General features: G+C 44.8%; 22 protein-coding genes and 1 riboswitch. Of the genes, 13 read left to right on the forward strand and 9 right to left on the reverse strand.

What is annotated here, in order from left to right:
* Positions 1–10: 10 nt before the first annotated feature.
* The gene (locus tag BUC05_RS18435; protein WP_035205128.1) at positions 11–1,258 is read right to left on the reverse strand and encodes an ABC transporter substrate-binding protein; all 1,248 of its coding nucleotides are present in this window, start codon (positions 1,256–1,258) and stop codon (positions 11–13) included.
* A 256-nt stretch (positions 1,259–1,514) separates the two neighbouring features.
* On the opposite strand from BUC05_RS18435, the gene BUC05_RS18440 reads away from it, so the two are divergent.
* Positions 1,515–1,718: a hypothetical protein gene (locus BUC05_RS18440; RefSeq protein ID WP_035205126.1), complete on the forward strand. Its 204-nt coding sequence runs from the start codon at positions 1,515–1,517 to the stop codon at positions 1,716–1,718.
* Between the two features lie 167 nt (positions 1,719–1,885).
* Here BUC05_RS18440 and BUC05_RS18445 read toward each other — a convergent pair whose 3' ends face one another.
* From BUC05_RS18445 to BUC05_RS18455, 3 genes are all read right to left on the reverse strand, one after another.
* A complete protein-coding gene (locus BUC05_RS18445; protein WP_011245520.1) occupies positions 1,886–3,211 on the reverse strand; it encodes a CitMHS family transporter in 1,326 nt (441 codons plus the stop codon).
* 163 nt (positions 3,212–3,374) lie between these two features.
* Positions 3,375–4,097, reverse strand: a complete 723-nt coding sequence (locus BUC05_RS18450; protein WP_011245521.1) for a response regulator — start codon at positions 4,095–4,097, stop codon at positions 3,375–3,377.
* A gap of 51 nt (positions 4,098–4,148) precedes the next feature.
* Positions 4,149–5,741: an ATP-binding protein gene (locus tag BUC05_RS18455; RefSeq protein WP_073305687.1), complete on the reverse strand. Its 1,593-nt coding sequence runs from the start codon at positions 5,739–5,741 to the stop codon at positions 4,149–4,151.
* Positions 5,742–5,828: 87 nt separating this feature from the next.
* Positions 5,829–5,937: riboswitch (TPP riboswitch) on the forward strand.
* Positions 5,938–6,002: 65 nt separating this feature from the next.
* Between BUC05_RS18455 and BUC05_RS18460 the strand changes: the two genes are divergently transcribed.
* Together BUC05_RS18460 and tenA are read left to right on the forward strand one after the other, a co-directional pair.
* Positions 6,003–7,280, forward strand: a complete 1,278-nt coding sequence (locus BUC05_RS18460; protein ID WP_035205122.1) for an acetylornithine deacetylase — start codon at positions 6,003–6,005, stop codon at positions 7,278–7,280.
* A 3-nt stretch (positions 7,281–7,283) separates the two neighbouring features.
* A complete protein-coding gene (gene tenA / locus BUC05_RS18465) occupies positions 7,284–7,955 on the forward strand; it encodes a thiaminase II (protein WP_063608783.1) in 672 nt (223 codons plus the stop codon).
* A 200-nt stretch (positions 7,956–8,155) separates the two neighbouring features.
* Here the strand turns inward: tenA and BUC05_RS18470 are convergent, their stop codons facing one another.
* Positions 8,156–9,211, reverse strand: coding sequence for an acyltransferase family protein (locus tag BUC05_RS18470; RefSeq protein WP_035205119.1), 1,056 nt, complete (start codon positions 9,209–9,211; stop codon positions 8,156–8,158).
* Between the two features lie 313 nt (positions 9,212–9,524).
* Between BUC05_RS18470 and yhfZ the strand changes: the two genes are divergently transcribed.
* Genes yhfZ through BUC05_RS18510 form a run of 8 tightly spaced genes read left to right on the forward strand, consistent with a single transcriptional unit; the run spans position 9,525 to position 16,982 of the window.
* Entirely contained in the window at positions 9,525–10,442 is a 918-nt protein-coding gene (gene yhfZ, locus BUC05_RS18475; protein WP_063608784.1) for a GntR family transcriptional regulator YhfZ, read from the forward strand.
* Between the two features lie 59 nt (positions 10,443–10,501).
* Entirely contained in the window at positions 10,502–10,849 is a 348-nt protein-coding gene (locus BUC05_RS18480) for a PRD domain-containing protein (protein ID WP_011245527.1), read from the forward strand.
* Positions 10,850–10,900: 51 nt separating this feature from the next.
* Entirely contained in the window at positions 10,901–11,254 is a 354-nt protein-coding gene (locus tag BUC05_RS18485; protein ID WP_011245528.1) for a DUF2620 domain-containing protein, read from the forward strand.
* Positions 11,255–11,279: 25 nt separating this feature from the next.
* The gene (locus tag BUC05_RS18490) at positions 11,280–12,575 is read left to right on the forward strand and encodes a YhfT family protein (protein WP_011245529.1); all 1,296 of its coding nucleotides are present in this window, start codon (positions 11,280–11,282) and stop codon (positions 12,573–12,575) included.
* 15 nt (positions 12,576–12,590) lie between these two features.
* A complete protein-coding gene (locus tag BUC05_RS18495; protein ID WP_011245530.1) occupies positions 12,591–13,511 on the forward strand; it encodes a phosphotriesterase family protein in 921 nt (306 codons plus the stop codon).
* The gene (locus tag BUC05_RS18500) at positions 13,508–14,614 is read left to right on the forward strand and encodes an aminotransferase class V-fold PLP-dependent enzyme (RefSeq protein WP_073305691.1); all 1,107 of its coding nucleotides are present in this window, start codon (positions 13,508–13,510) and stop codon (positions 14,612–14,614) included. The genes BUC05_RS18495 and BUC05_RS18500 overlap by 4 nt, the downstream gene beginning before the upstream one ends.
* Positions 14,615–14,623: 9 nt before the next feature.
* Complete coding sequence (locus BUC05_RS18505; RefSeq protein ID WP_011245532.1) at positions 14,624–15,784, forward strand: YhfX family PLP-dependent enzyme; 1,161 nt, start codon at positions 14,624–14,626, stop codon at positions 15,782–15,784.
* 4 nt (positions 15,785–15,788) lie between these two features.
* Positions 15,789–16,982 carry a phosphopentomutase gene (locus BUC05_RS18510; RefSeq protein WP_073305693.1) on the forward strand — a complete coding sequence of 398 codons (1,194 nt, stop codon included), beginning with the start codon at positions 15,789–15,791 and terminating at the stop codon, positions 16,980–16,982.
* 163 nt (positions 16,983–17,145) lie between these two features.
* Here BUC05_RS18510 and BUC05_RS21160 read toward each other — a convergent pair whose 3' ends face one another.
* From BUC05_RS21160 to BUC05_RS18525, 3 genes are all read right to left on the reverse strand, one after another.
* Positions 17,146–19,092: a DUF1266 domain-containing protein gene (locus tag BUC05_RS21160; RefSeq protein ID WP_084140099.1), complete on the reverse strand. Its 1,947-nt coding sequence runs from the start codon at positions 19,090–19,092 to the stop codon at positions 17,146–17,148.
* Positions 19,089–20,792, reverse strand: coding sequence for a molecular chaperone HscC (locus tag BUC05_RS18520; RefSeq protein ID WP_073305695.1), 1,704 nt, complete (start codon positions 20,790–20,792; stop codon positions 19,089–19,091). Before BUC05_RS18520 ends, BUC05_RS21160 begins: the two co-directional genes overlap by 4 nt.
* A 135-nt stretch (positions 20,793–20,927) precedes the next feature.
* Positions 20,928–21,701: an acetoin reductase gene (locus BUC05_RS18525; RefSeq protein ID WP_011245536.1), complete on the reverse strand. Its 774-nt coding sequence runs from the start codon at positions 21,699–21,701 to the stop codon at positions 20,928–20,930.
* Between the two features lie 224 nt (positions 21,702–21,925).
* Here BUC05_RS18525 and BUC05_RS18530 point away from each other — a divergent pair, with 224 nt between their 5' ends.
* Together BUC05_RS18530 and BUC05_RS18535 are read left to right on the forward strand one after the other, a co-directional pair.
* Positions 21,926–22,798 (forward strand): YitT family protein, encoded by an 873-nt coding sequence (locus BUC05_RS18530; protein ID WP_011245537.1) that lies wholly within the window; start codon positions 21,926–21,928, stop codon positions 22,796–22,798.
* A 353-nt stretch (positions 22,799–23,151) separates the two neighbouring features.
* Entirely contained in the window at positions 23,152–23,964 is an 813-nt protein-coding gene (locus BUC05_RS18535; RefSeq protein ID WP_035205104.1) for an ABC transporter ATP-binding protein, read from the forward strand.
* Positions 23,965–24,064: 100 nt separating this feature from the next.
* On the opposite strand, the gene BUC05_RS18540 is transcribed toward BUC05_RS18535, so the two are convergent.
* Positions 24,065–24,958: an AraC family transcriptional regulator gene (locus BUC05_RS18540; RefSeq protein ID WP_011245539.1), complete on the reverse strand. Its 894-nt coding sequence runs from the start codon at positions 24,956–24,958 to the stop codon at positions 24,065–24,067.
* Between the last annotated feature and the right edge of the window lie 188 nt (positions 24,959–25,146).

A 25,146-nucleotide genomic window follows, 5' to 3' on the forward strand; every position in this document is an offset into this window, starting at 1 on the left:
GTATTCCTCCTTATTGATCGATTCTTGACAGTTCCCGTTGCGCTTTCTTCTGTGCATCCTCCCAAGCCTTCTCTGGATTCTTATTGGCTCGATCGATCAGCACCATCTCATCATTAAAAATCGTGCGAAACTTGCCGTAATGTTCTCCATAGAAAGTAGGAGGGACGTTTTTCGCCGACTCAACAAAAACATCCGCTACTACTTGGTCGCCATAAAAAGGATCAGGTTCACGCAAAAGCTCTGACTCAAGCGTCTCAATCGCAGAAGGAAAAAGATTGACGTCTAAAAAATGGTCGAGCTGGGCATCTGGTGATACAAGCCATTTTGTAATCGCCACTGCCTCATCTTTGTGGGCGGAGCTATCAAGAACGCCAATAAAGGAACCACCGTTATTGCCGTCTCCGCCAGGGGCTCTCGTAACACGCCATTTCCCTGCTGTATCAGGAGCAGCATCCTGTAAAATTTGCGATTCCCAAACTGCTCCTACCCGTGAAGCAACATCGCCCCCGTTTAAAGCGGCATTGACTTCTTGCCCTTCTGTCAGACGTGCAGACAGGCCTTCTTCGTGGATGCGGACTGCTGTATTCCAAGCATATTGAATCGCTTCTCCATCGCCGATGTAAGTGCCGTCTTCAGCAAAGTATTTGTCTGATTGCTGCTCAATCACTTGCAAATAAGGTTTTGTAATCGATTCAAACATATGGACACCTGTTGTTTCTTTCATTTGAATGCCCGCCTCGATATAATCCTCCCATGTCTGCAATTGGGCATGCACTTCATCGGGTTCGGTAGGCAATCCCGCTTCCTCAAATAAGTCTGCTCGGTAATAAAGGGCAGTTGGGCCAGTGTCTATCGGCAGGGCAATGAGCGCACCGGTTTCTGGGTCTTGTACAGCCTGCCATTTCCAATCCAAGTACTCCTGCTCTAATTGATCTGCGCCATAATCCAGCAAATTGACAAACTCTTCGGCGTAAGCGATATACTCATAGGCCCAGTCATTCATGGCGACAATGTCAGGCCCCCTCCCCGCAATGAGTGCCGTATGCAACTTCGTCTTGTATTCATCTCCGCCGATCTTTTGGGCATCAATCGTCACATGAGGAAAGGCTTCTTGCGTCTTCGCAATCACATCATCACTCAGGCTGCGGTTCCAATACCAAAGTGTAATGACCGGTTTAGACTCGCCTGACATAGGGGCAAATTGACAACTAGAACAAACAAGGAGCGACACACTGAAAAACAGGAAAAGACGTTTCATGGTGGAACCTCCTTCTAAGGATCATTGGCATGTATGACAGCGCTTACAAAATAGTTGAAACCAATGAAAATATAAATGTAGATTATACTATACTGTATTTTCAATAAATAATACATGTTTATTTTTGACAATAACAAGTTGGAACAAAACCACTCCTTAAAAGCGCTCGTATAGCAAGGATGGGCCTTCATCTATAAAAACGAATTGGTGGTATGTTAATATTAGGTGTAGAGGAAGCGGAAGGAGTAATGATTGAATGCTTGAGTTGGATAAGATGATTGATAAAGTAAACGGCTTGAAAGAAGAACACGCAAAGGGAATCATGAAGATTATTTGTGGCAAACTGGATATTTTAAAACATGCGGATGGTCAATATACAGAGGAAGAGTTTGTTAAAGATGTTCGATCAATGATTGAGAATTTTCCTGAATTAAAGGAGGAAGAAGAGGATAATAGATAGTGGGAAAATCTCAAGGTAGTTGTGTGCTTTTCCCTTTGTTAATGGTGGTCATGCTATCTGCTTGCCACTTTTAACCCAAACGTGAACGAGCGAATCGTTTCTATGCAAACCATCGGGGCTAATTACACAAAAAATCCGAGTATCAACTCGGATTTTAACATTTTCCCTTAAATAGAAATGACGCCTAACAAGATGGCTGCTAAAACCATAAATAGGGTTGAGCCGAGGCCCCATTTTAGAGCAAAGCGTTGATTTTGCCCATAGTCAATGCCAAGCATCCCAACAAGGAGATAGCCAGCAGCGTACAACGGGCTTAGTACGTGAGTTGGTTGGCTCAAGACAGAAGCCCTGGCAATTTCGGCAATGGGAATTTGGTAATTATTTGCCGTTTCAGCAATAATAGGAACAATGCCGAAATAGTACGGGTCATTGGCCATAAAGTACGTAAATGGGATACTTGTTAAAGCCGTAATGAGCGGCAGTTGCGTACCAAGCTCTTCCGGAATAATGTTAACGAGTGAGGTTGCCATCGCATCGACCATCTCTGTTCCATTCATAATGCCTGTAAAAATGCCTGACGCAAACACGAGAGCGACAACAGAAAGGACATTGCCGGCGTGAGCCACTATACGTTCTTTTTGTTCCGTTAGGTTCGGATAATTAATCATTGTTGCAATAGCAAAGGCGATCATAAACAGTACCGGGAGTGGAAGCACTCCGGCAACTAAAGCAACAAGCAAAGCAACAGTTAAGAAGGCATTTACCCAAATAAGGCGCGGACGTTGCAATGACTTTAGTTCGTTTTCGCTCGCAACAGCAGCGGCGACTTGGCTTTCCGAAGCATGGATATCTACAGCAGTTGGTTCGCCAATTTGCTGGATGCCAAGGCGTTTGCGTTCCTTCAAGCCAAAATAAATAGCAACAAGTAAAGCGAAAACAATCCCGAATGCCATTACTGGGATCAACGGCAAGAAAACTTCTTCTGTCGTTAACTGCAATGAACTGATTACCCGGGTAGTTGGTCCGCCCCAAGGCGTCATATTCATAACGCCAATCGAGAGAAGCGCCAAAGTCGCTAACATATACAAGTTCATTTTAAGCTTTTTGTATAATGGAAGCATCGCCGTTACGGTAATAATAAATGTAGTCGTGCCATCACCGTCCAAAGCAACAAGCGATGCCAAGCAAACCGTGCCAATCGCAATCTTTAGCGGATCGCCTTTGACAACACGCAAAATCAAATTGACAATGGGATCAAACAAACCGGCATCGATCATGATGCCGAAAAAAAGGATGGCGAATACGAGCATGACACCAGTAGGAGCAACTTGTGAAATGCCGTCCAACATCATTTCGCCGATGCCCAAATAAAAGCCGCCAATTAAGGCAAATGCAATTGGAACAATTATTAATGCAAGCAAAGCTGACATTCGTTTCGTCATAATTAAAGCCATAAAAACAACAATCATGCTGTAGCCTAAAACTGCAAGCATAGACATTCTCCCCTTCCTTTTGAAACCGCTTTCTTTTTTTATTAATGTAGCAAGGAAGGTGCGAAAGCGATAGTTTACTTGCGTTTTTTGCATAAGTGGCTATTATTTTCATTTTTTTCATTCTCGGCAGTCGTAGAAAAAATGATCGAAAAAAGCAAGCCGCTTATTTGCGTGCTGCTTGCTTATAGCGCCGTTCTGGCCGGCCCACATGTCCATAAACGACATCCACTTTGACAGCGCCGATCGAAACAAGGTATTCGAGATACCGTCTTGCTGTGGAGTGGCTAGTGCCAATGCGTTTGCCGACTTGCTCAGCGTTTAGGCTTTCACTTTCAGTAATATGTACGAGTGCTTCTTCCACGTTTTTTAACGTATGCTTGTCAATTCCCTTTGGGAGTGGCCCAGACGTACGCAGGCCAACATTGGAAGCCGGTTGGCCCGTTTTATCATGGTGGAACAAACGTTGAATGTCTCTTTCGGCATCGGTACTTTTCGGCTTGCCTTTCGTTCTCGCTGCTTTGTATTCCTCAAGTGTTTGGAAAAAACGATCTACAATAATTGGTTTTAGCATATAGCTAAATGCGCCTCCTCGTTTGGCCTCTCCTACTGTTTGGGCATCGTTAGAGGCAGTAATAAGGATGACGTCGACATGATGGTCAAGTTGCTTAATGTGAAACAGCAAGTCGATGCCGTTAGCGTCGGGCAATTGAACGTCGAGCAACACTAAATCTGGCGTAATGACTTGGAGAAGCTGTTTTGTCGCTTTCGCTGTTTCCGCTTTTCCAACAATCGTAAAATCTAGTTTGCTTTGAATCAATTGTTCGTAAACAGAAGCGGCGACTGGATCATCTTCAACAATCAGCACGCCGATGGAAGGGGTTTGCATAGTTTGATTCGCTCCTCTGATTTGTTTCCTTATAAAGATGCATTGTATGATTTACAGTCTTTTATGTTTAGGTATAGCAATCGTCATACGCATGCCGCCCCCAGGGCGTTCGGCCATGAACCAAGTGCCATGAAGCTGGTGAAGGGCGTGTTGCATGATGGTTAAACCAAGGCCGTGCTGGCCCTCGCTTTTGCTTGTTGCCCCTGTTTCCAAATAGTGCGCTTCTTCTTTAGGGGTCATACCCTTGCCGTTGTCTTCAATATCCATAATCATATCATTCCCAAAATCGGTAAAAGCAATATGGACATGGGCGTTTGCTCCTTGGTGAGCAACAGCCGCCTCTAAGGCATTGTCAATTAAGTTGCCGATGACAGTCACAACATGGTCGCTTTTGATTGTCGCAGGATAATCGAGCCAAGTGCTTCCTTCTGCAAATGTAAGGGCTGCTTTCATTTCTTTGGCACGGTTTACTTTGCCAAGCAAAGCTGCGACAATAAGCGGGTCTTTCACAGAAGCCATGAGGAAGGTGACTGTTTCTTGCAACTCTGTTACTTCCGCTTTCATAAACGCTTTTGCTTCTTCGTATTTCTCAAGCAGCAATAAGCCATTTAATGTATTAAGCTTATTCAAGTATTCATGGGTTTGCGCTCGCATATGTTCGGTATGTTGCTTAATCTCCAACAATTCATTTGCCAGGTCCTCTACTTCTGAAAACGGGCGGATCGTCAACACAAAGCCGATTGCTGCATGTTTAGCTAAAATTGGCGCCGCATCAACAATATAAAGAGTGTTAGCGATTAATAGCCTCTGTTGGGTAATCTTTTCCGGGTTTTCAGCAGCTTGTTTAATAAACGCTTGCAATTGAGGTTCAGTTAATTCGCCATCCACATGGCTCCCTAAAATTACTCGTGCACGTTTATTTGCTGAAAGAATCTGGAGATCGGGGCCAACTGCCAGCGTTGCGTCCCCTACCGATTCGAGAATTGCTTGTTTTTCCGAAAAGGCGCGCGAGATTTCCTCCGGTTCTAACCCGAAGATAAGTTTTTTGACGCGTCTAGCGATATAGAGTGCGCCGGGAATGCCAATCAAGAGGGCTAAACCGCCAAAGCCAGCAACGCGCAGTTGGTAAAAAAGAATGTCATCCTTAATTTCAGTCGTTAGAAAACCAACTGATGAAACGCCGATAATGTTTCCTTCTCTATTGAAAATCGGCGTTTTGGCTTTTACAGCCTCGCCAAGAATTCCATTGCCAATAAAAACGGTTGATTTGCCGGCAAGAGGCGCTTCGTTGCTTGTTTCTGTCTTCTGGCCAATTTGGTTTTCATGAGGATGAGAATACCGAATCCCTTCCGTATTGGCAATAACAACATAATCGGCGCCCGTGCGCTTGCGCAATGTTTCAGCAATTGGCTGAATCCGTGCTGCTGGATTTTGGTCGGCAAACGCATCAATAATGTCCGGGTGTTCAGCGATTAGTTCCGCTGCCGCCAGTGCTTTTTCTCCCGTGGTTCGCTCAATCATCCCGTCGATAATGGATGAAAAGAACACCGTTACAAGCAGCAATGAAACGAGAAGAACAATAGCCATTAATGCAGTCATTTGCCCAAAAAGACCCAAGCGTTTCAATTTACGTGGAAAAGCCATAAAAGCCATCTCCTATCGTGTTCATAAAAGATCAAGCCTTGCCGATTGCGCTTACATATGGTAGCGTTAGTATATCAAAACAATCACTAAAACCGCTAGGGGTGCTTCGAATGATGGAAGCTGAGAGAGGCAAACGCCTTAACCCTTATCACCTGATCTGGTTCGGACCAGCGGAGGGAAGCGGGCACGTTTTCTCGACATGCCACCCGCTTCTTTTTTAAGTAGCGGTTTTTTTGTGTGGAAAAGGAGGACAACAACCAGGTGGAATCGTTGCTTAAGCAAGTGGAAGAACGGGAAGAGGAGCTCATTCGGCTTGTGTCTGATTTGATTTCCTATCCGACCATAGCCCCTCCAGCCCGAAATACGGCCGATATCCAACAGTATATTGAGAGCTATTTGCGTGCTGCGGGGATGGCTGTCGATAAGTGGGAATCGTACCCAGGCGATTGGAATATCGTGGCGAAGAAGGAAGGCACAGATAGAACGAAGTACCATAGCCTCCTTTTAAATGGCCATGTCGATGTCGCTACAGTCGAAGAGGAAGAAAAAAGCCAATGGAAATACGCTCCTTTTTCTCCTAGGGTAGAAGAACGGACGCTGTATGGCCGTGGTGCCGCCGATATGAAAGGCGGGCTTGGTGCTTGTCTGTTTGCGTTGCGTCTTTTGCATGATCATGGCATTGAACTAAAGGGCGACGTCCTGCTTGAAGCAGTTACAGGCGAAGAAGTCGGCGAGGCTGGCACGAAACAATGTTGTGAGCGAGGCTATACGGCAGATTATGCACTTGTAGCCGACACAAGCAACTGCCGTGTCCATGGACAAGGCGGTGTCATTACTGGCTGGATTACCGTAAAAAGTGACTCGACTCACCATGATGGCACGCGGCGGAATATGATCCATGCCGGTGGTGGCTTAAAGGGAGCTAGTGCGATTGAAAAAATGGCTAAACTGATTGCTGCTTTGCAAGAACTGGAGCGCCACTGGGCTGTGACAAAGTCGTATCCAGGTTTTCCGCCTGGAACCAATACGATTAATCCAGCTGTCATTGAAGGCGGGCGCCATCCAGCGTTTATTGCTGATGAATGCAGGTTGTGGGTAACGGTGCATTTTTATCCAAATGAATCTGCCGAAGAAGTGGCCAACGAAATTGAAGCCCATCTTCTTGCTACAGCTAAAGCGGATGTGTGGTTGAAGGACCACCTTCCAACCTTTACTTGGGGCGGCGCCTCTATGATTGAAGACAAAGGGGAAGTATTCCCTGCTTTTTCAATCGATGAAGCTCATCCTGCATTATCTGTTTTAAAGACCGTCCATCAGACTGTTTTCGAGGCTCCATTGGAAATAGAAATGTCAACTAGCGTGAACGATGGTGGCTGGTTGGCCGAATATGGAATGCCGACGATTTGTTATGGGCCTGGGAAATTAGCACACGCCCATGGCGTGAATGAACAGCTTGACATTGATGAACTCGTCCGTTATACGAAAGCGCTTGTCGCCTTCATTTATAAATGGTGCAATACCGAAAAAAGGGGAGAATAACTTATGAAGTTTTCAGAACGTATTCGTAAAAACGCTGATCCGATTTGGCAAGCGAGCCACAATCATCCGTTTGTCCAAGGAATTGGCCACGGCACTCTTGAACTAGAAGCATTTCAATATTATATGTGCCAGGATTATAAATATTTGATCGAGTATGCCCGCGTTATCGCCCTTGGCACGGTACTGGCACCTGATTTGGAAACGATGTCTGGTTTTGCGAAAGCGCTTGATGAAACGCTTAACAGCGAAATGGATCTGCATCGCGCATATGCGAAGCGCCTCGGAATTACACAGGAACAGTTGGAACAGACAGTTCCTGGCCCAGTAACGCTTGCTTATAGCAGCGCGATGATGGCTGAAGCACAAAAAGGATCCCTTGCCGAGCTCATTGCGGCGATTTTGCCGTGTGCTTGGAGCTATTATGAAATTGGCACAGCGCTCGCGAATATTCCAGGCGCCACAGAACATGAGGCATACGGAGAATGGGTGAAAATGTACTCTTCGCCAGAGTTTGGCGCAATTGCGGACTGGCTGATTGCCAAGCTAGACGAGCTTGCCGCAGAAAAGAGCGAGGCCGAACTAGACCGGATTGAAACGATCTTTATGAATACGAGCCGCTATGAATATATGTTCTGGGATATGGCTTATAAACAAGAAAACTGGCCGATCGGTTAAAAAAACGCTGTGCCCTGTTAGCGGGCATAGTGGAGGTTGTCGACAAAGTCGACAAAATCATCAGACTGATAGAAAACGCTTGTCAGACGAGGAGTGCAGGCGAGGGAAGATGCGAATAGAACGGGGGTTCATGAGCATATGACCGAGACAATCGACGAAGTATGCGAGCGTTTGTCTACAGTCTGAAACGCTGTGCCCTGTTAGCGGGGCACAGCGTTTCCTTGTAAGGCGTGTTGCTTCTGCAACCGCCCCTGCCTTTTCAATGGTGCTTTTCCAAGCAGCCATGGGTATTTCTGCAACAAATAGATAAATGGGACGACAAGGACAATCGTAACGACTGTGAAAAACAACGTCCAAGGCAAACTGTTAGCGGTGCTTAAGTCAACTTGAAATCCGTAATAAAGGGCAGCGCGGACAAAGTTTAGCATTGGCAAGTGGATAAGCAAGATCACAATCGAGTTTTGGCCGAGAAACAATAGTGTCTTTGAGTGCTGCAGCTTAGGAATGAGCACAAGAAAGGCGGCGATGCCTGCAATTGCAGCTAAATAAAAGTAGCCGAATTCGCCAAGTACATTTGCCCGCATGTCAACACGCTCTGTATTGAGCGCTTGGACGAAAGACACCAATATAAATAAGGGCATGGCAATAAGCAGTACTCTTGGCCATGGGAGCGTCTTCCATAAATGTTTTGTCAAATGGCCAAGGCCGTAAAATACAATCGCCGTTAAAGCAACGAAAATGTTCCAAGGCAATGCAAACGAAAGCATGGTCGACCCGTAACCGGCGATAGCAGCGACAATGAGAAACGTCGCAATGAATCTTCCTTTAGACAGGCGATAGTAAAGAAAAAAGAGCAATTCGACAACAAATAGGCAAGTGAGAAACCAAATGGCCGGGTTGTACGTAAGTTGATAATTCCCAGGTGTCGACAAAAAGATGCCGACAAACGGATTAATTGGATTGACGTCGTCACCAGCAGTGAAAGGAAAATGTCTTGTCATGCTGTACCAAATGAGATAAGAGGCAGCTGAAAAAACGAAGTATGGCCATAACAGGCTTCGTGCTTTTTTCTTAATAAAGGCCCAAATACTCATGGAATGAGGACGAAATACTGCTCCAGACAAGTAAAAAAACAAAGGCATATGAAAGGCAAACAAAAAGGCTTTAAGCGTTTCGTCGATGGGCGCATGGCTCATGACAACAAGAACAATGCCAAGCCCTTTCGCCGCATCGATCCATTTAATTCGGCTGTCCATCAAAGCAACCCCTTTCTGTATCAACTTCCAGGTGTGGCTCTACAATGCTAGTATACACATCCTCTGTTTTCGAAAAACCTTGTGAGCAAAACTTACATAGGGCTATAGGGTGGTGCAGTCATTTGCTTGTAGTTTGCGGTAATTTTTGAAGAGTGTTACGTAACTTGAAATCGCGATGTGACCGAATTGTAATAGTATGAAAATGACAACTAAGAAAATGTACGTTAGAAATCTTAACAAAAACACTTGTGTAAAAGCGCTTTCTATGATAATGTTTCATTGTACAAAAAACAGTATATTGGTGGAGGTGAACATGAACGAAGCACTTCTGTCAAAAAAAGGGAAAACATTACTAAGAGTTGCGTCCCTGTTACTCACGATTGAGAAAGGCCAACGGATTCCGAAAGTCGAATCTTTAGCACAAGAACTAAATGTAGGACGAGGCACTATACAAAGTTCTTTAAAAATACTGGAAGAAGCGAAGGCGATTGAGCTTTTGTCCCGTGGTCACTTGGGCACATTCCTGTTACAGAAAGATGTCTCGAAATTATTGGAGTTTGCTGGTGTCAACACGATTACGGCGGTTATGCCTTTGCCGTACTCGAAAAAATACGAAGGCTTGGCGACCGCTCTGACGACTGTTTTCCATAACATGGGCATTCGCTTAAACCTTGCCTTCATGAGAGGAAGCAACCCGCGCCTTGAAGGAGTCAAAGAAGGACGCTATGATTTTGCCGTTGTTTCGTTTATGGCTGCCAAAAATGCCGTAGAAAAGGCAAACATCACGATTGAAAAAAGGCTAGGCGCCCAATCTTATGTCAGCAAGCATAAAATCTATTTTGCTGACAGCGACAAAACCGAAATTGAAGATGGCATGAGAATCGGTATTGACTCAAAATCGGCTGACCAAAGAACGTTAGCTGAAGCGGAAGCACAAGGAAAGAAGGTAACATTTGTAGAAACGACGTACATGCACTTGCTGCAAAGTCTAGAAGCTGGATTGATCGATGCGACCGTGTGGAATGCAGATGAAGTGCAGCGCCCGACACTTTATGCAAAAGAACTTACTTCTTCTCTTGCAGTCAGAAACTCGCAGGAGATTAGTGAAACGGCGCTTGTGGCCCATGGAGATAAACAAACGATTTCTTATTTGTTAGGATTAATAGACAAACAAGAACTGTTAACGATCCAGAAGCAAGTCGTTGAAGGGGAGATCATTCCTTCTTATTAGGAACTTTCCTTCACATTCAATATACAAAAAAATGTACATTATATTAAGGAGGGTTGAAGATGGAATTGTATACACGTTTGCAGATTTTAAAAGAAGCAGGAACGATCACGGACAAAGCATACCGTGTCACCACCCAAGTAGTGGACGAGCAAGTTCCTGACCACTTGCATGAGAATTATGCAATGTTAGTGACCCATTTGGCAATGGCGTTGACAAGAATTGAACAGAACGAAGCGTTGACTGGTCCAGGGGATGCCGTTATGGAAGAAGTCCTTGCTTCCCCACATTTGCCTGCTGCTAAGGAGGCCGTCGAAAAAATTGAATCCCTTGTTGGCGAACCGCTCCCTAAAGAAGAACAGCAGTTTCTCTATATGCATTTTGTCAGCACATTTTCGTCTGTTTCATAAGGAAAGCAGTATAGTGAGAAATTAAACCAAAAACTAAAGGAGTGTTTTTCGATGAAAATTGTTATTGGCGGCCAAGTAGAAAAGAAGGAAATAGAGAAATTAATTAAAGAGAAGAATCCTGATATTGAAACCGTTGTCAAGTCTGATCTAGAAGCAGCGATGCTGCTCAAACAAGGCCAAGCAGATTACTATTTTGGCGCATGCCATACTGGGGGCGGCGGTGCTTTGGCGATGGCGATTTCGTTGGTTGGCAAGGCAAGCTGCCACACGATTTCGATGCCTGGGAAACCACCTGTGAAAGAAAAAGTTGAACAAGCCGTGCAGGAAGGCGGCAAGGCATTTGGCTTCACCGGCGATCATAAAGAAAAAGCGGTCGAATATTTACTCGATGCGTTAAAAGCTTAATATAAAGAGCTAACGGAGGGATACCATGGTAGATGTAATTTTGCTCATTGCAATCGGTGCGCTAAGCGCAGTGATGGCCAATTTAGGAATCGCCGTTTTTAATGATGGGTTGCGCCCAATTGTACCAGAGAACTTGGAAGGGCGCATGTCACGGAAGGAATTAGGAGTAACCGCATTTGCAATGAGCTTTGGGCTTGTCATTGGTTTCGGCATTCCTATATCTATTGCTGGCAGCATTATTTTGATCCATAGCATTTTGCTAGGAACGGATATCATTGGTCTGTCAATCGCAAGAGGCAAATTTTCCACAATGGCAGCAGGTGTGTTAGGGGGACTTTACGGAGCAGGCATCTATTATGGGCTTCAAGTCGTTGTTGATTTGTTTGCTCGCTTGCCGCTGAACTTTGTAGATGGCTTCAATTTGGTTGGCGAACCGGTTGTTGTGGCCTTTATGGTCTTCCCAGCGATTGCTGTTGCTTTGCAGTTCTCTGTCAAGAAAGGGGTTGTCACGTTTTTGGTGGCAGCGCTTGCCCGGCAGCTGATTGTATTTTCCAATGAAAAAGGCCTTATTGAAATTGGTGGTTCATCGGTGACCCTTAGTCCGGAAGGGATTGCCCTCGTTGTAGGAATGGTGTTTTTAATGGCGTTTGCCATGCAGGAAAAATCGGATGACACAAGCATGGAACAAATGGCGACATTGTTTGTCGACCGGGTGAACCGGATTAAAAAGTTTGCAGTTGTGCTCATGGCATCAGGTGCGTTGCTTGCTGCAGCTGCAAATTTGTTAATTGTATCTGGAGATCCGATCACACTGAATTTGCTTGCAGATGGCCGGATTAATGAGGGAGGCATTGCCGCACTAGCGAAAGCACTTGGCTTTGTGCCACTCATTGCCAGCACCGCTATTGCTACAGGCGTATATGGTCCAGCCGGGTTTACACTCGTTTTTGCTGTTGGTATCTTTTCGCCAAACCCGTTTATTGCCGCGGCGATTGGTGCGATTGTGATCTTGCTTGAAGTCCTGCTGTTATCAAAGTTAGCGAAGTTTCTTGACCGTTATCCAGGCGTGCGTGCTTCTGGGGAAAATATCCGTACCGCGATGACACGTGTTCTTGAAGTAGCATTGCTCATCGGCGGCGCCAATGCGGCAAATGCGATTGTCCCTGGATTTGGCTTCTTTGCCATCGCCGGATTTTATTTACTAAACGAAGCCGGAGGCCGCCCAATTGTACGGATGGCAGTAGGCCCTGTTGGCGCGATAGCTGTTGGAATTATTGGCAACATCTTAGCCTTATTAGGGATTTTCACGCCACCAGCATAGAGGAGAGGAAAAACGATGATTGAAACGGTGAGGGGACCGATTAAGCCCGAAGAACTTGGCATATGTGCTTGCCATGAGCATGTCCATATTGATTTAAGCCATATTAAAAAGTCTAATGACACCGCATTAACCGATTATGACCGTGTAAAAGAAGACGTAGCCCGTTTTATTAAAGCCGGCGGAAAAGCCTTTATTGAAATGACCAATGTCGGCATGGGGCGGAACATTCAATTTATGCGGCGTTTATCTGAAGAGCTCGATATGCATATTGTGGCCAGTACAGGCTGTTACAAAGACCCGTTTATTCCGGCGGAGGCCCTTTCATGGAACCGGGAGCAATTTGCAGCGTTTATGTTGCAAGAGATTGAGGAAGGCATTGATGGTTCTCCAAGCAAGCCCGGTGTTATTGGAGAAATCGGCAGCAGTTTAAATGAATTCAAACCAGTGGAGACAGAGTTGTTTCATGGGGCAATCATTGCAGCGAAGGAGAGCGGTTTGCCGTTGGCCACACATACCACATTGGGGACAATGGCGCTTGAGCAAGTCGAGCTGTTCGCTAAGGAAGGGTTGCCGCTCGACCAAGTAATTATTGGGCACCAAGATTTAAATGAAAACGATGACGTGGTGCTTGAAGTCCTAGCAGCTGGCTGTTACGTCGCTATGGATACGATTGGCAAAGAAAATTACCGTTCTGATCAGGAACGTCTCACTTCGCTGTTGCGCTTTATCGAAGCAGGCTATGGGGACAAAATTATGTTATCCACTGATATCACAAGAAATTCCCACCTTTTTGCTGCCGGCGGGCAAGGCTTTGATTACACGCTACGGGAGTTTCAACCGAGAATGGAAGCGTCTGGGCTGTCGCAGCAGGAAATACGAAAACTTTTGATTGAAAACCCAGCAAACGCGTTTTCAAAGAGGGAAGGGACATCATGAAATACAGCGAGGCACTGTTGGAAAATCGGTCAATGGAAGAAGCGCAGTCTCTTCAATTTAAAATGGTCGATGAAATAACAAAAGAGTTTACCGACAACGAATTTTATCAACTTGGCGATGTCGGGCTGCATCCTGATTTTGGGCGCCCGCAAACCACAGCTAAAGCAGAGCGTGTGTTAGCTCAAGTATTTGACAGCGAAGCTTGTGCACTTGTCCGTGGTAGCGGCACAGGGGCGATTCGCCTCATTTTAGCGGAATTAGTGGCAGCAGGCGATACATGCCTTGTTCATACAGCGCCAATGTACATGACGACAAAAGAAACATTTCGGCAGCTTGGACTGAAGCAAGAAGCGGTTGACTACAATGATCTTTCTGCTTTTAAAAGCGCCGTGGCTGCTACAGAAGCAAAGCTCGTTTATGTCCAACATGCACGTCAGGCTCCTCATGATACGTATCAGCTTGGTGAAGTCATTGAAGCGGCGAAAACGATACGTCCTGATTTGCCAGTCGTAGTCGATGACAACTATTGCGCCTTCAAGATGCCAAAAATCGGCTGTGAATATGGCGCGGATTATTCGACTTTTTCTGGTTTTAAATTGCTTGGGCCAGAAGGGATTGGCGTTATTGTTGGAAAAGCAGCAGCGATTGAACGCCTCCATGCCCGCAATTATTCAGGAGGGGGCCAAGTACAAGGCCATGAAGCTCATGAGCTGTTACGGAGCTTGACGCTAGCGCCAGTCATGTTGGCGACGCAAAATGAACAAGTCGAAGAACTTTATCAACGTATTAAAAATGGTGCTTTGCCTGGAGTCGAAGATGTTTACATGGTCAATGCCCAGTCTAAAAACGTGATGATTGAGCTTGCTGAACCGATTGCGAGCCAAGTCATTGCCAACGCGGCCCGTCTTGGTGCAGCCACCTATCCAGTCGGCGCGGAGTCCCGTTATGAGTTGGCCCCAATGGTGTACCGTCCATCTGGCAGCTTTAGGGAAGCAGATCCAAAGTTAGAAAAGCATGGCCTGCGTGTTAACCCGATGAAATCAAGTGCAAGCACTGTTCTGCGCATCTTACACTTGGCTGTGAAAGAAGCACAGAAAGGATGAATGCAAGAGATGTTTACTAGCATGATCGCTAAGCGTAACCCGAAGTTGGTGGAAGCAGCCGTCTGCCTTCATCAAAGCGGAGCTCTTGCGCCTAATACCCATTTAATCGATCTCGATGCGCTTGAACGAAATGCCGCCATTCTTGCGAAGACAGCGGAAGAATATGGCATGACGCTGTATTACATGACGAAGCAGATCGGCAGAAGCGGCTTTGTCGGCAAACACATTGAGAAAAGCGGCATTCACAAAGCTGTTGCTGTCGATATCGATGAAGCAATTCAACTAAAGGACGGCGGCTGTGCGATCGGCAACTTAGGGCATTTGGTCCAACCTGGCAAAAACCAATGGCCATTTGTGTTAACAGATATGAAACCGGAAGTCGTCACGCTCTTCTCACTTGAACGGGCTAAACAATTAAATGAAGCCGCTGTGCAAGCAGGAGTAGTACAAGACGTTATTGTCCGTGTTATCAGCAAAGGAGATTGCGTTTTTCCAGGCCAATATGGCGGCTTTTTATTGGAAGAATTGCCTGCAGCAATCAAAGAGTTAACGGCATTAACAGGAATTCGCTTAATCGGTGTGACGAGCTTTCCCGTTTTAGCGTATACCGCTGGAGACAATAGCTACCATTATGCAAGCAATGCGCAAACGATTGTCAAAGCCGTCGGTCTTCTCCAACAAGCTGGAGTGGAAGTGAAGCATGTGAATACGCCAAGCGCCACGAGTGTAAATACAATCCCAATGCTTAAACAACTTGGCGCAACACACGCAGAGCCAGGCCATGCCCTTACTGGTACAACGCCGTTGCATGCCTACCGCGAGGATTTAGCTGAGCTGCCGGCTATGGTGTATGTCTCTGAAATTTCTCACCAGGACCAAACCCATGCTTATACGATTGCTGGGGGATTTTACCCACGCTCAAATATGGCTTATGCGTTTTACGGTGATTCACCTAAGACGATTTTCAATAAAGCGGAAGTCGATCTCGTTTCACCTGGCAATATTGATTATTATGGTGCATTGAAGCGTGAACAGGGAATGCAGACAGGTGATACGGTTGTGTATGCTTACCGTTCACAAGTGTTTGTGACCCGTTCCCACGTTGCCTTTGTCAGAGGTGTGGCAAACGGCAAGCCGGTTATCGTCCATCAGCAAAAAAGGGGGATGTAGCTATATGGGAAAAGCAACGTTGCTCGTGTTGGATGGCTTTGGTGTTGGCGCAATGGCAGATTGCCGTGAAACCAAACCAGAAGACATCCACGCCTCCACATACGCCCATCTACAGGAAACCGTCGGACTAAATTTGCCTACGCTCATGAAAATGGGCTTAGGAAAAATCGTCAACAATGAAGGCGAAGCCATTGCCGCTTATGGCAAAAGCAAACTTGCCCATCACGGAGCGGATACATTTATGGGCCACCAAGAACTAATGGGGTCGAAGCCAGGAAAACCAGCTAAGCGCCTCATGAAAGACGTTGGGCAGCAAATCGCCGACGGTTTAATCGCAAATGGGTACCATGTAGAAGAACTAATCGAAGGCAAGCCGATTTTGCTAGTTGACGGCGCTGTCGTCGTAGGAGACAATTTAGAGTCGGCACTCGGCAATATCATTAATATGACTGCTGATTTAACCCAAATTTCCTTTGAAGCGGCAACAAAGATGGCTGCTGTAGTCAGAAAGCATGTGGATACAAGCCGTGTGATTGTATTTGGAAACGAGTCTGTGCCGCTGACAGACATTGTAGCCGCGGCAGAAGAAGGGAAACCAGGCCAGTGGGGCATTAATGCGCCTAAAACAGGTGTATACGGCGAAGGGTATCAAGTGCTCCATTTAGGTTATGGCGTGACATTTGAAAAGCAATTTGCCTATTTGGCCGAACAAGCAGGAAAGCCAGTTTATCGAATTGGCAAAACAGCGGATGTTATTCAGGCGCAAGGCTTTGCAAACCCTGTCGTCCATACGCCTGAATTGCTTTCAATATACAAAAAAATGTACAATGAAGCGGAAGAAGATGCTGTTTTCCTCGTGAATGTCCAAGAAACTGACTTGGCCGGTCATAAAGAAGATCCGTCATGGTATAAAGAAGTGCTTGAAACGGTCGATCATTTTTTGGCTGAGTTTTTGCCGACACTGGCAGAACACGACCTACTTATCGTTACAGCCGACCATGGAAATGACCCGACTTGCGGCCACTCCCAACATACGAGGGAGCACACCCCTATACTCGTATATGGAAAACAAGTTCAGCCAGTATGTTTAGGTGTTCGAGACACGATGGCCGATATTGCGGCGACACTAAGTGACTTTACAGGCGTACAAACGCCCGAATTTGGTACAAGTTTCTTGCCGGAATTAACGGGGAAGTAGAGGGGAAATCATTTTAGTGAGCCTGTCAACAAAGTTGACAGGCTTGATTGTGTTGATAAAGTCAATAACGAACTTAATGATCTCTCCAAAGTATAGGACCGCGTAAATGATGACAGTGGCACGGTCCCGTACGGCAACGCAAGGCGCTTGCATGTTTCTTCCTTTATTTATGGACAAGCTCCTCATTCTTCCAGTCGAGCTTTAATAACGGAGAATTACCTTGGATAAGTAAGGTAAATATGATGGAAAGGCCATGTTTCGCATATTGATCATGTTCACTATCATCGGCATTGAAATAACTGCCCAAATGAAAGGCTGTGAAATATTCATTCCAATTTAAATAGGCCTGTTGCGATTGTTGGGCAGCCTTTAACATTATCTCATTTGCTTCTGTTTTTGATAACCAGCCTAGACGTCTGCCGACGCGACACAAGTAAATGCTCCAAGCCCAGTCTACTGCTGCAACTCCTGCTTCTGTTAACGTATGAATTCCCCGATTCGCTATAAAGAATTTCGGATAGTCAGGGTCATCCTTCGTTAAGGATTGGACGAACCGGGTCCGTGCTTCTTCTGATAAAGGCGTCAGCTGATCGAGATAGTAATCGAATTCTTGGCGGGTCCCAACGTCCATTAACCATTGAATCCTTTGTTTTAACTCGGCGGCACTGGAAACCTCCCATTTTTCTAACACTTTTTGCAAAAACTTTTTCCCGATCAGGCGATCTCTAACATAGGTAAAGTCGTATACAGTAAAATAATGATTAAGAAAATCACTTTCGATGCAAGCTGCGGAAAGACAGCGGAAATAAAGAGCTTGCCGTCTTTTCTTTGTTTTTTTGAACATCCCTGCCGGCTTAAGGAATACCAATGCCACTCTCCCAAATTCCCAAAGGATCGGGATTAGAAAAAGCGCAGTATAGTGAAAAGGGATGGGCGGGATAAGCATAATAAGAAAAACGAACACGTATATCCATGCTCTCCGTAGAACCATAAATAAATAAAAGAGCATATTATTCAAGCGTCTTTTCTTTTTGGACGTCGGTTCCGGGAGTTCAATTTGCTCATTTCTTGTTTTTTCATTGAGCACTCTTGATCGATATGGAAAAAACTCCGGCCGATCAGGATGTAATTCAATTGCCTTCTCAATCCACTGATGGGCTGTTACTTCATCGTTTAATTCTAAATGGCCTTTAATCTTTAAAAATAATCCCTCAACGTGATGCTCGTGGTAGGCAAGAAGTTGGTCACAGTCGGCAATGACTTTGTGAAAGTCTTTGAAGTGAAAATGCAGCTGAGCGCTATAAAGCAATCCATCTGGGTCTGCTGGAGATAATGCCAGCTTTTCCTGGAACATGTGCAAAGCAGCCCGGTAATCGTTGTTTCGTAAATAGTAGACTCCCTTTAAATGCCATAAGTCAGGGTCACGGGCAAACAATTGGAAGGCCCGGTCAATTGCTGCTTTGGCGGCTTCTAATTGATCATTACGTAAATAAGCTTGTGCATCCGCCCGTAATTGAAGGTAGCGCTCATAATCTATATCGACTTCTTTTTGGAAACAATCATAGCCTACTTGTTGATAATGGGCTATATTTTCGATCAAAAAGGATGTCGTTTCTTCCCCATAGCGTTCTTGCAATTGTTCCTTTTGTTCAGACCAATGGAATGTTTGTTCAAGAAGCTGCCAAACGGAGGAGGGTAAATAAGGATGCTCCTGTAAAAAATCAATTAACTCATCTTGAAGCTGTTCCGAATGTTGCACGTTCCAAATAATGTCTGCCTGCAGTAACGTTTCCCAGTTATCAATCTCAAGACGTGCGAAAAAATCATCATAGAGGTTCTGAACCTTTTTGATAAATTCGTCTACTGGGTGTTCTGGAATCACTGCCTTCTCATCCAATGCCCAGTCTTGTAAAGGTTCAGCCGTCTTTGTCGCTGTATGTACAATCCCTTGCTTAGCCTGTTTCATGGCAAAATCATAGGCTTCCCTAAGCTGCTGATAGCCTTCAGGATCTTCTTCCGGATGATGTTTTTTTAGCCCTTTCGCATAGGCTTTTTTAATAGCTGTTAGATTATCCGTTGGTTCGATTTCTAACGTTTCCCAAGCGGTCATCGAGAGTACATCCACCTTTCAATCGTTTCCAACTGCTCATTGAATATTGTTGCTGCTTTTTTGATTTCTTTTTCATTCTGAGTCAGCAATACCCGTTCAAATTCCCGTAAAAAGAGGGCTACTTTATCTCGTTCCTCTCCAAGCATTTCTTCATATAGCCGTTCTCCTTTAGCGAGCAGCAACCTATTTTCTGTCCGATCTCTCGGATGAATTTTAATATTTTCTAGTTCTTTTAATCTGGCTTCAATCTCTTCCTTAGAAAGGTCTCCAGCATTTTGCTCAATGACGACTCTTTTTTTCGCTCCAGTAGCTTTACTGACCACTTCAACCTCAAGAATGCCGTTGATATCGTATGTATAACGGACATCAATGGCTTGTGTCCCGGCGGGAGCTGGAGGTACTTGGATAGAGAGTTCTCCCAGTTTGATATTATTGGCGACTTTCCTGCTTTCCCCTTGATAAACCTCGACGTTAAGCACTTTTTGATTGTCTTGGACCGTATACAATTGCTCTACCCGGCTAACCGGGATTGGCGTATTGCGTTCAATAATCGGAAAGAAATAGCCACTTTCTGTTTTGCCATTTCCGAAATCTTCCACAACGTGTGTTCCAAGGGTATAGGGGCATACATCCGTTAAAATCACTTCTTCCAACGTTTTATCTCTTTCTTTTAAAGCAACTTGAATAGCGGTTCCTAAAGCAACGGTTTGGTCAGGGTGTATATGTGTATAAGGCATCCGGCCAAACATTTTGGAGACGACTGATTTAATAAGCGGCATGCGTGTTGCCCCTCCAATTAAGATGACAGCGTCCATGTCGCTTGGCAATAAATCAGCGTCACGCAATGCCCGTTCAATCGGGTAGCGCAGCCGCAAGAGCAGTTGATTCGAAAGTTTTTCAAAGTCCTCCTTGCGAAGCGTCGTTTCATATGTCTTGCCATCAATCGTAACGCTCATCGAACTGGAGGATGACTCGCAGAGGGCGAGTTTGCATCGTTCAGCCTGCGTATAGAGAAATGACATCGTTTTTGCATTTAGTGCACTTTTATCTAATTGATGGGTATCGATAAAATACGTGATTAATAGATTGGTAAAGTCCTCGCCACCAAGATAGTTATCACCGGCAATCGATTTAACTTCAATAATCCCTTCGAATAATTCAAGTATCGATACGTCAAATGTTCCACCGCCTAGATCAAACACCAAAAATTTCGTTTCCGGTTTTTCTTGGTTTAGTCCGTAAGCAAGTGCAGCAGCTGTCGGTTCACTGATAAGCCGCTCCACTGTTAGCCCGGCAAGTTCAGCCGCTCGTTTGGTTGCTTTTCGTTGGGCATCATTGAAATAAGCGGGGACGCTGATCACGGCGTTTGTGATTTTCTCCTGGAAATAGGATTCCGCATCTGCTTTTAATACTCGGATGATAAACGATGAAAGTTCTTCAGGGGTGAAAGTGTGAGCGCCTAACGTATACTTTTTATCTGTACCCATGAACCGCTTAAAGATCGAAGCGGTTAAATGCGGGTGGGTTAAGAGGCGTTCCTTTGCAATTTGCCCTATTAAGACCTCGCCATTTTCATCTACACTTACGACAGAAGGAGTAAGGTATTCTCCTAAAACATTAGGTATAAGGCGAGGCTGATCATGATCCCAGTAGGCTACTAAACTATTGGTTGTTCCTAAGTCAATTCCGATTGTTACCATGGAAACTCCTCCTCAACTTTCATAGCTATCTTACTATAAGTGAAAAAAAAGGGGAATAAGAAGAGCGCTTCAAGACAGCTGGATGAAAAACTGAAAGGCCTGGGGGCTCATTTCCGCAGGCCTTTCAGTTGGTTCTTATCTATAAACCAGGCCGCCATCCGTTAGTATTGCTTGGCCTGTAATATAATCAGCTTCATCGGATGCAAGGAAAGAAACTAAGTTTGCTACGTCTTCCGGTGTTTGGTATCGTTTCAAGGCGATTTGTGAGGAGTATTGTTCAAATGCTTCACCTGGTTTTAGATCGTCGCTATACTTCACCATTTCTTCATCAATTCGATCCCACATTTTCGTTTTAGCTATGCCGGGACAATAAGCATTAACAGTAATTTGATGTTTGGCTAATTCCTTAGCAGCTGAATGAGTGAAAGATTTAACCGCATGCTTTGTTGCAGAATAGGTTCCAAGCATTTCAAAAGATTCATGTCCAGCTATGCTACAAGCATTGATGATTTTCCCTTTTGATTTTTGGTTTATAAATTGTTCTGCCGCTGCTTGAGTGCCAAAAACCACACCATTTACATTAATGCTGAATAATTTGTTGAGTTGGTCTTCCGTAATTTCTAAAAATGGAGATACCGCATCAATACCAGCGTTGTTTACAAAGACATCTAAACGACCAAATGTATTTACAGCTTCTTTTACCAAATTGAATTGGTCCTCTCGTTTAGCAACGTCTCCTTTTACGCCAATCACGTTATACCCTTTTTTACCGAACTCTGAGACAGTTTCATTTAATAGTGATTCATTAATATCATGGAGAACAACGCTAAATTCATCTTTACACAATCTTTCCGCAATCCCTTTACCTAAGCCGCCTGCAGAACCAGTTACAATTGCTACTTTTGCCATAGTCTATCCCTCTTTTTTAAATTAAAATAGCTAAGGATTGGTTCCTTGCCGTAATAAAATTATAACAAAAAGTACATATTGCTTTAACTTTTTTGCTTGGTTTGATATAAAAAATACCATAACTTCAATGAAGGGTTCTTTAAGTTTATCCCTTTTTTATAAAACCAGGTCAGAAAACGTCATTTTATCGAAAGTGGAGAAAAAATAGTGGAAAGAGGTTACATATGAGCACGATAAAACATCATAAGTCGAAAAAACTTAAACTGATTTTGCGGGGAATGGCCATCGTGCTTGGTGGGTTTATTGCCGCATACGGGTTAGAAGCGGTCTTAATCCCGAACAACGTTTCTGATGGGGGGGTCACTGGCCTAAGCATCGTAGGTTCACAGTTATTTGGATTGCCGTTAGGTGTTTTAATTGCGGTCATCAATATCCCTTTTATTTGGTTAGGTTATAAACAAATAGGCAAAAGTTTTGCCATTTATTCGATTATCGGGATCGCTTCATTAGCGGTTAGCACCAGTCTTATGCACCATATTCCCACGATTATTGAAGGGGATACGTTGTTGGTTACCGTTGTGGGCGGTATTGTCCTCGGTTTTGGGATGGGACTGGCATTGCGCAATGGTGGGGCATTGGATGGGATTGATATGCTGGCTGTGCTGCTTTCCCGAAAATTACCGTTTGGGACAAGCGATCTAATCCTTTTCTTAAATTTGTTTGTATTTATTTTTGTTTCAACTGTATTTGGTTTGCAAGGCGCCATTCTTTCCGGTATTGCTTATTTTATCGCCTCTAAAGTGATTCACGTCGTTGAGGTTGGTTTAAGTGGGTCTAAAACCTTTAAAATCATTACAACCCAACCTGAATTAATGGGGGAGACGATACGTGACCGCTTAGGCCGAAGTGCCACGTACAATGAAGTATATGGCAGTTATACGAAAGAAAAATTTAGGGAAATCACTTGCGTCATTAACCGCTTGGAAGAAAGTAAAATGAAAGAAATTATTCAAGAAATTGACGAAGATGCGTTTGTGACTGTATATGACGTTGCAGAAGTGAGGGGCGGCAATTTCAGAAAACGTAATATTCATTAGCGACAGGATCTTGGCGATTTTTCACGGTCTCGCAGACCGACCGTACTTAAACTGATTCAAATAAGGATGCGAAGGAGGCCCGTTTTAAATGTGGACTCACTCATAGGCCGAGAGTTATTCTGGTCTCCTTCTCTTCTCCCGCTAGAAAGATGTTTTTCCTTGTTCTGAAACATTTGTCTTTTTTGTTGTATAATCGTGCTAATGGCCACTAGCACGATGATCGTGTCGAACTTTCGGTATGGCCTTAGGGGAAGTCGTGGAATTGCCTGCTGCAAGGTGAGCTGTTGCGGCAAAATCGGCATTTTTGCAAAGTGGTTCCAAAGGGGAAAAGGACAAGAGGTGGGGAGAGAAACATGGTTATCGATTTAGAAAATGTCTCGTTTCAAAAAGCGAAAAAACCTATTTTACAGGACATTTCATGGCAAGTAAGGCCTGGGGAGCAATGGGCGATATTAGGCGCAAATGGATCAGGAAAAACCTCGTTATTAAAGCTGATTACAGGGTATGAATGGGCATCTGCTGGAAGGATATCGGTATTAGGGTCTGTTTTTGGCTCTGTCAATATCCATGAGTTGCGGAAGAGGGTTGGCTGGGTCAGTGCTTCTCTTGACCAGCGTTACCAAATGCATGAAGGGATGCCATGTGCAGATGTGATTGTCAGTGGCGTTCATGCCTCGATTGGTGTTCACGAAGCGATCACAAAAGCAGATGGGGAAAGGGCGTTAGCGCTAGCACGCTCAATGGGGTTAGAACATGTTGCTTTCTCGCCTCTAAGCCAGCTTTCGCAAGGGGAACGCAAGAAAGCTTTTATGGCGAGGGCGTTAATCAATGAGCCAGAATTGCTGATTCTGGATGAAGCAACAAGCGGGCTTGATTTGTCTGCGCGGGAGCAGTTGCTCGCTGAAGTAGAACGGATGTTGACAAGAAAACAAGCGCCAACGTTGCTGTATGTGACTCATTATCCAGAAGAAATTCTTCCGTCCATCAGCCATGTATTGCTCCTGAAAAAGGGGAGAGTCCTTGCTGCGGGCAGGAAAGAAGAAGTATTGACAGCTAGCCTAATAAGTGAGGCGTTGGGGCTGCCTCTTACGGTCGAGTGGGCAAATGGACGGCCATGGGTAAAAGCAACAACCGCATTTGCACATGGGCTGGACAACGGAGACTGAGAGAACGTTGCGATATTTAATGAAGAAAGTCGTTTCATTAGGAGAACTTACAAAGGCTGCCAAAGACGTTATTGTACGATCTTTGGCAGCCTCTGTTTTTTTATTTGACGATTTTTCTTGCATATAACTGCGATAAATCGCCGTTGCGCCGGAATTGGGTTGCACTTGAACCGGTGTAACGTCTGAATACTTTGTGGAAATAATTGTCGTCTGGATAGCCGACATCTGCAGCAATTTGTTTGATTGTCCGGTTTGTATGAAGAAGAAGCGAACAAGCTTTGCGCATGCGCAAGTCTGTCACATAGGATATTGGTGTTGTGTGCAATTGCTTTTTAAATAAACGTGTCAGTGTATAACGGGAAACGCCTACTTCTTCTGCAATGTTATCCAGGCAAATTTGTTCATGATAATGGGCTTCGATATAAGCGAGGGCACGCTGGTAATGATAGGGCTCATTTTGCGGCCGCTCTTCTGCCATGGCCCGAAAACATTCAATTAAAAATTGGTACCCTTGCGTTGCGGCCAAATAAGGATCGCGCAGCCCGTCCGCTTTTGTGTCCGCATAAATCGAATATAGGGAGCGGATAAGCGGCGAATTTGGTGGCAGTGAAACAATCGGCCCTGACTTTTGGATCAGCCGTTGCCAAATGTCTTGCACAGATGCCCCTTGCAAAGAAATGTAAATGAATTCCCACGGTTCTTTCGCATTTTCAGGGTAGTAGTAGCGATGGTCACTTGGTACAGATACAATAAACGCCTGATGTTGGCCAACGGTGTAACGCTCCTTGCCGATTTCCAGCACGCCTGAACCAGCAATTGTATATTGGAAAATAATGCTGTCATTATCTTTAGCGCGTTTGTTCCCGTCCCAATAGTAACTTGTGTCGGTTTGCACTTCCCAACCGACGTTCCATAAATTGAGCAAGCCAGTCTCAGGGAATAAATGGAAAGTAAAAGAATGGGACCCTCTTGTAAATGGTTGTTGTTTATTCATTTGGGAGCCTCCTCATACATCCTTATTATGGTCTATACCGCAAAATATTACCCTCTTTCGCAAAAATGTTACTAGCCAAAAGAAAGCGCTAACATTGTATACTTATTATATACCAACTTTCGTAGATGTATAGAAGAACGCGTCAGAAAATTGGTCGTTCTTAATTATTTATGTAAACGTTTACTCTA

The sequence above is a fragment of the Shouchella rhizosphaerae genome, from assembly GCF_900142675.1.
Classification (GTDB): Bacteria; Bacillota; Bacilli; order Bacillales; family Bacillaceae_D; genus Shouchella; species Shouchella rhizosphaerae.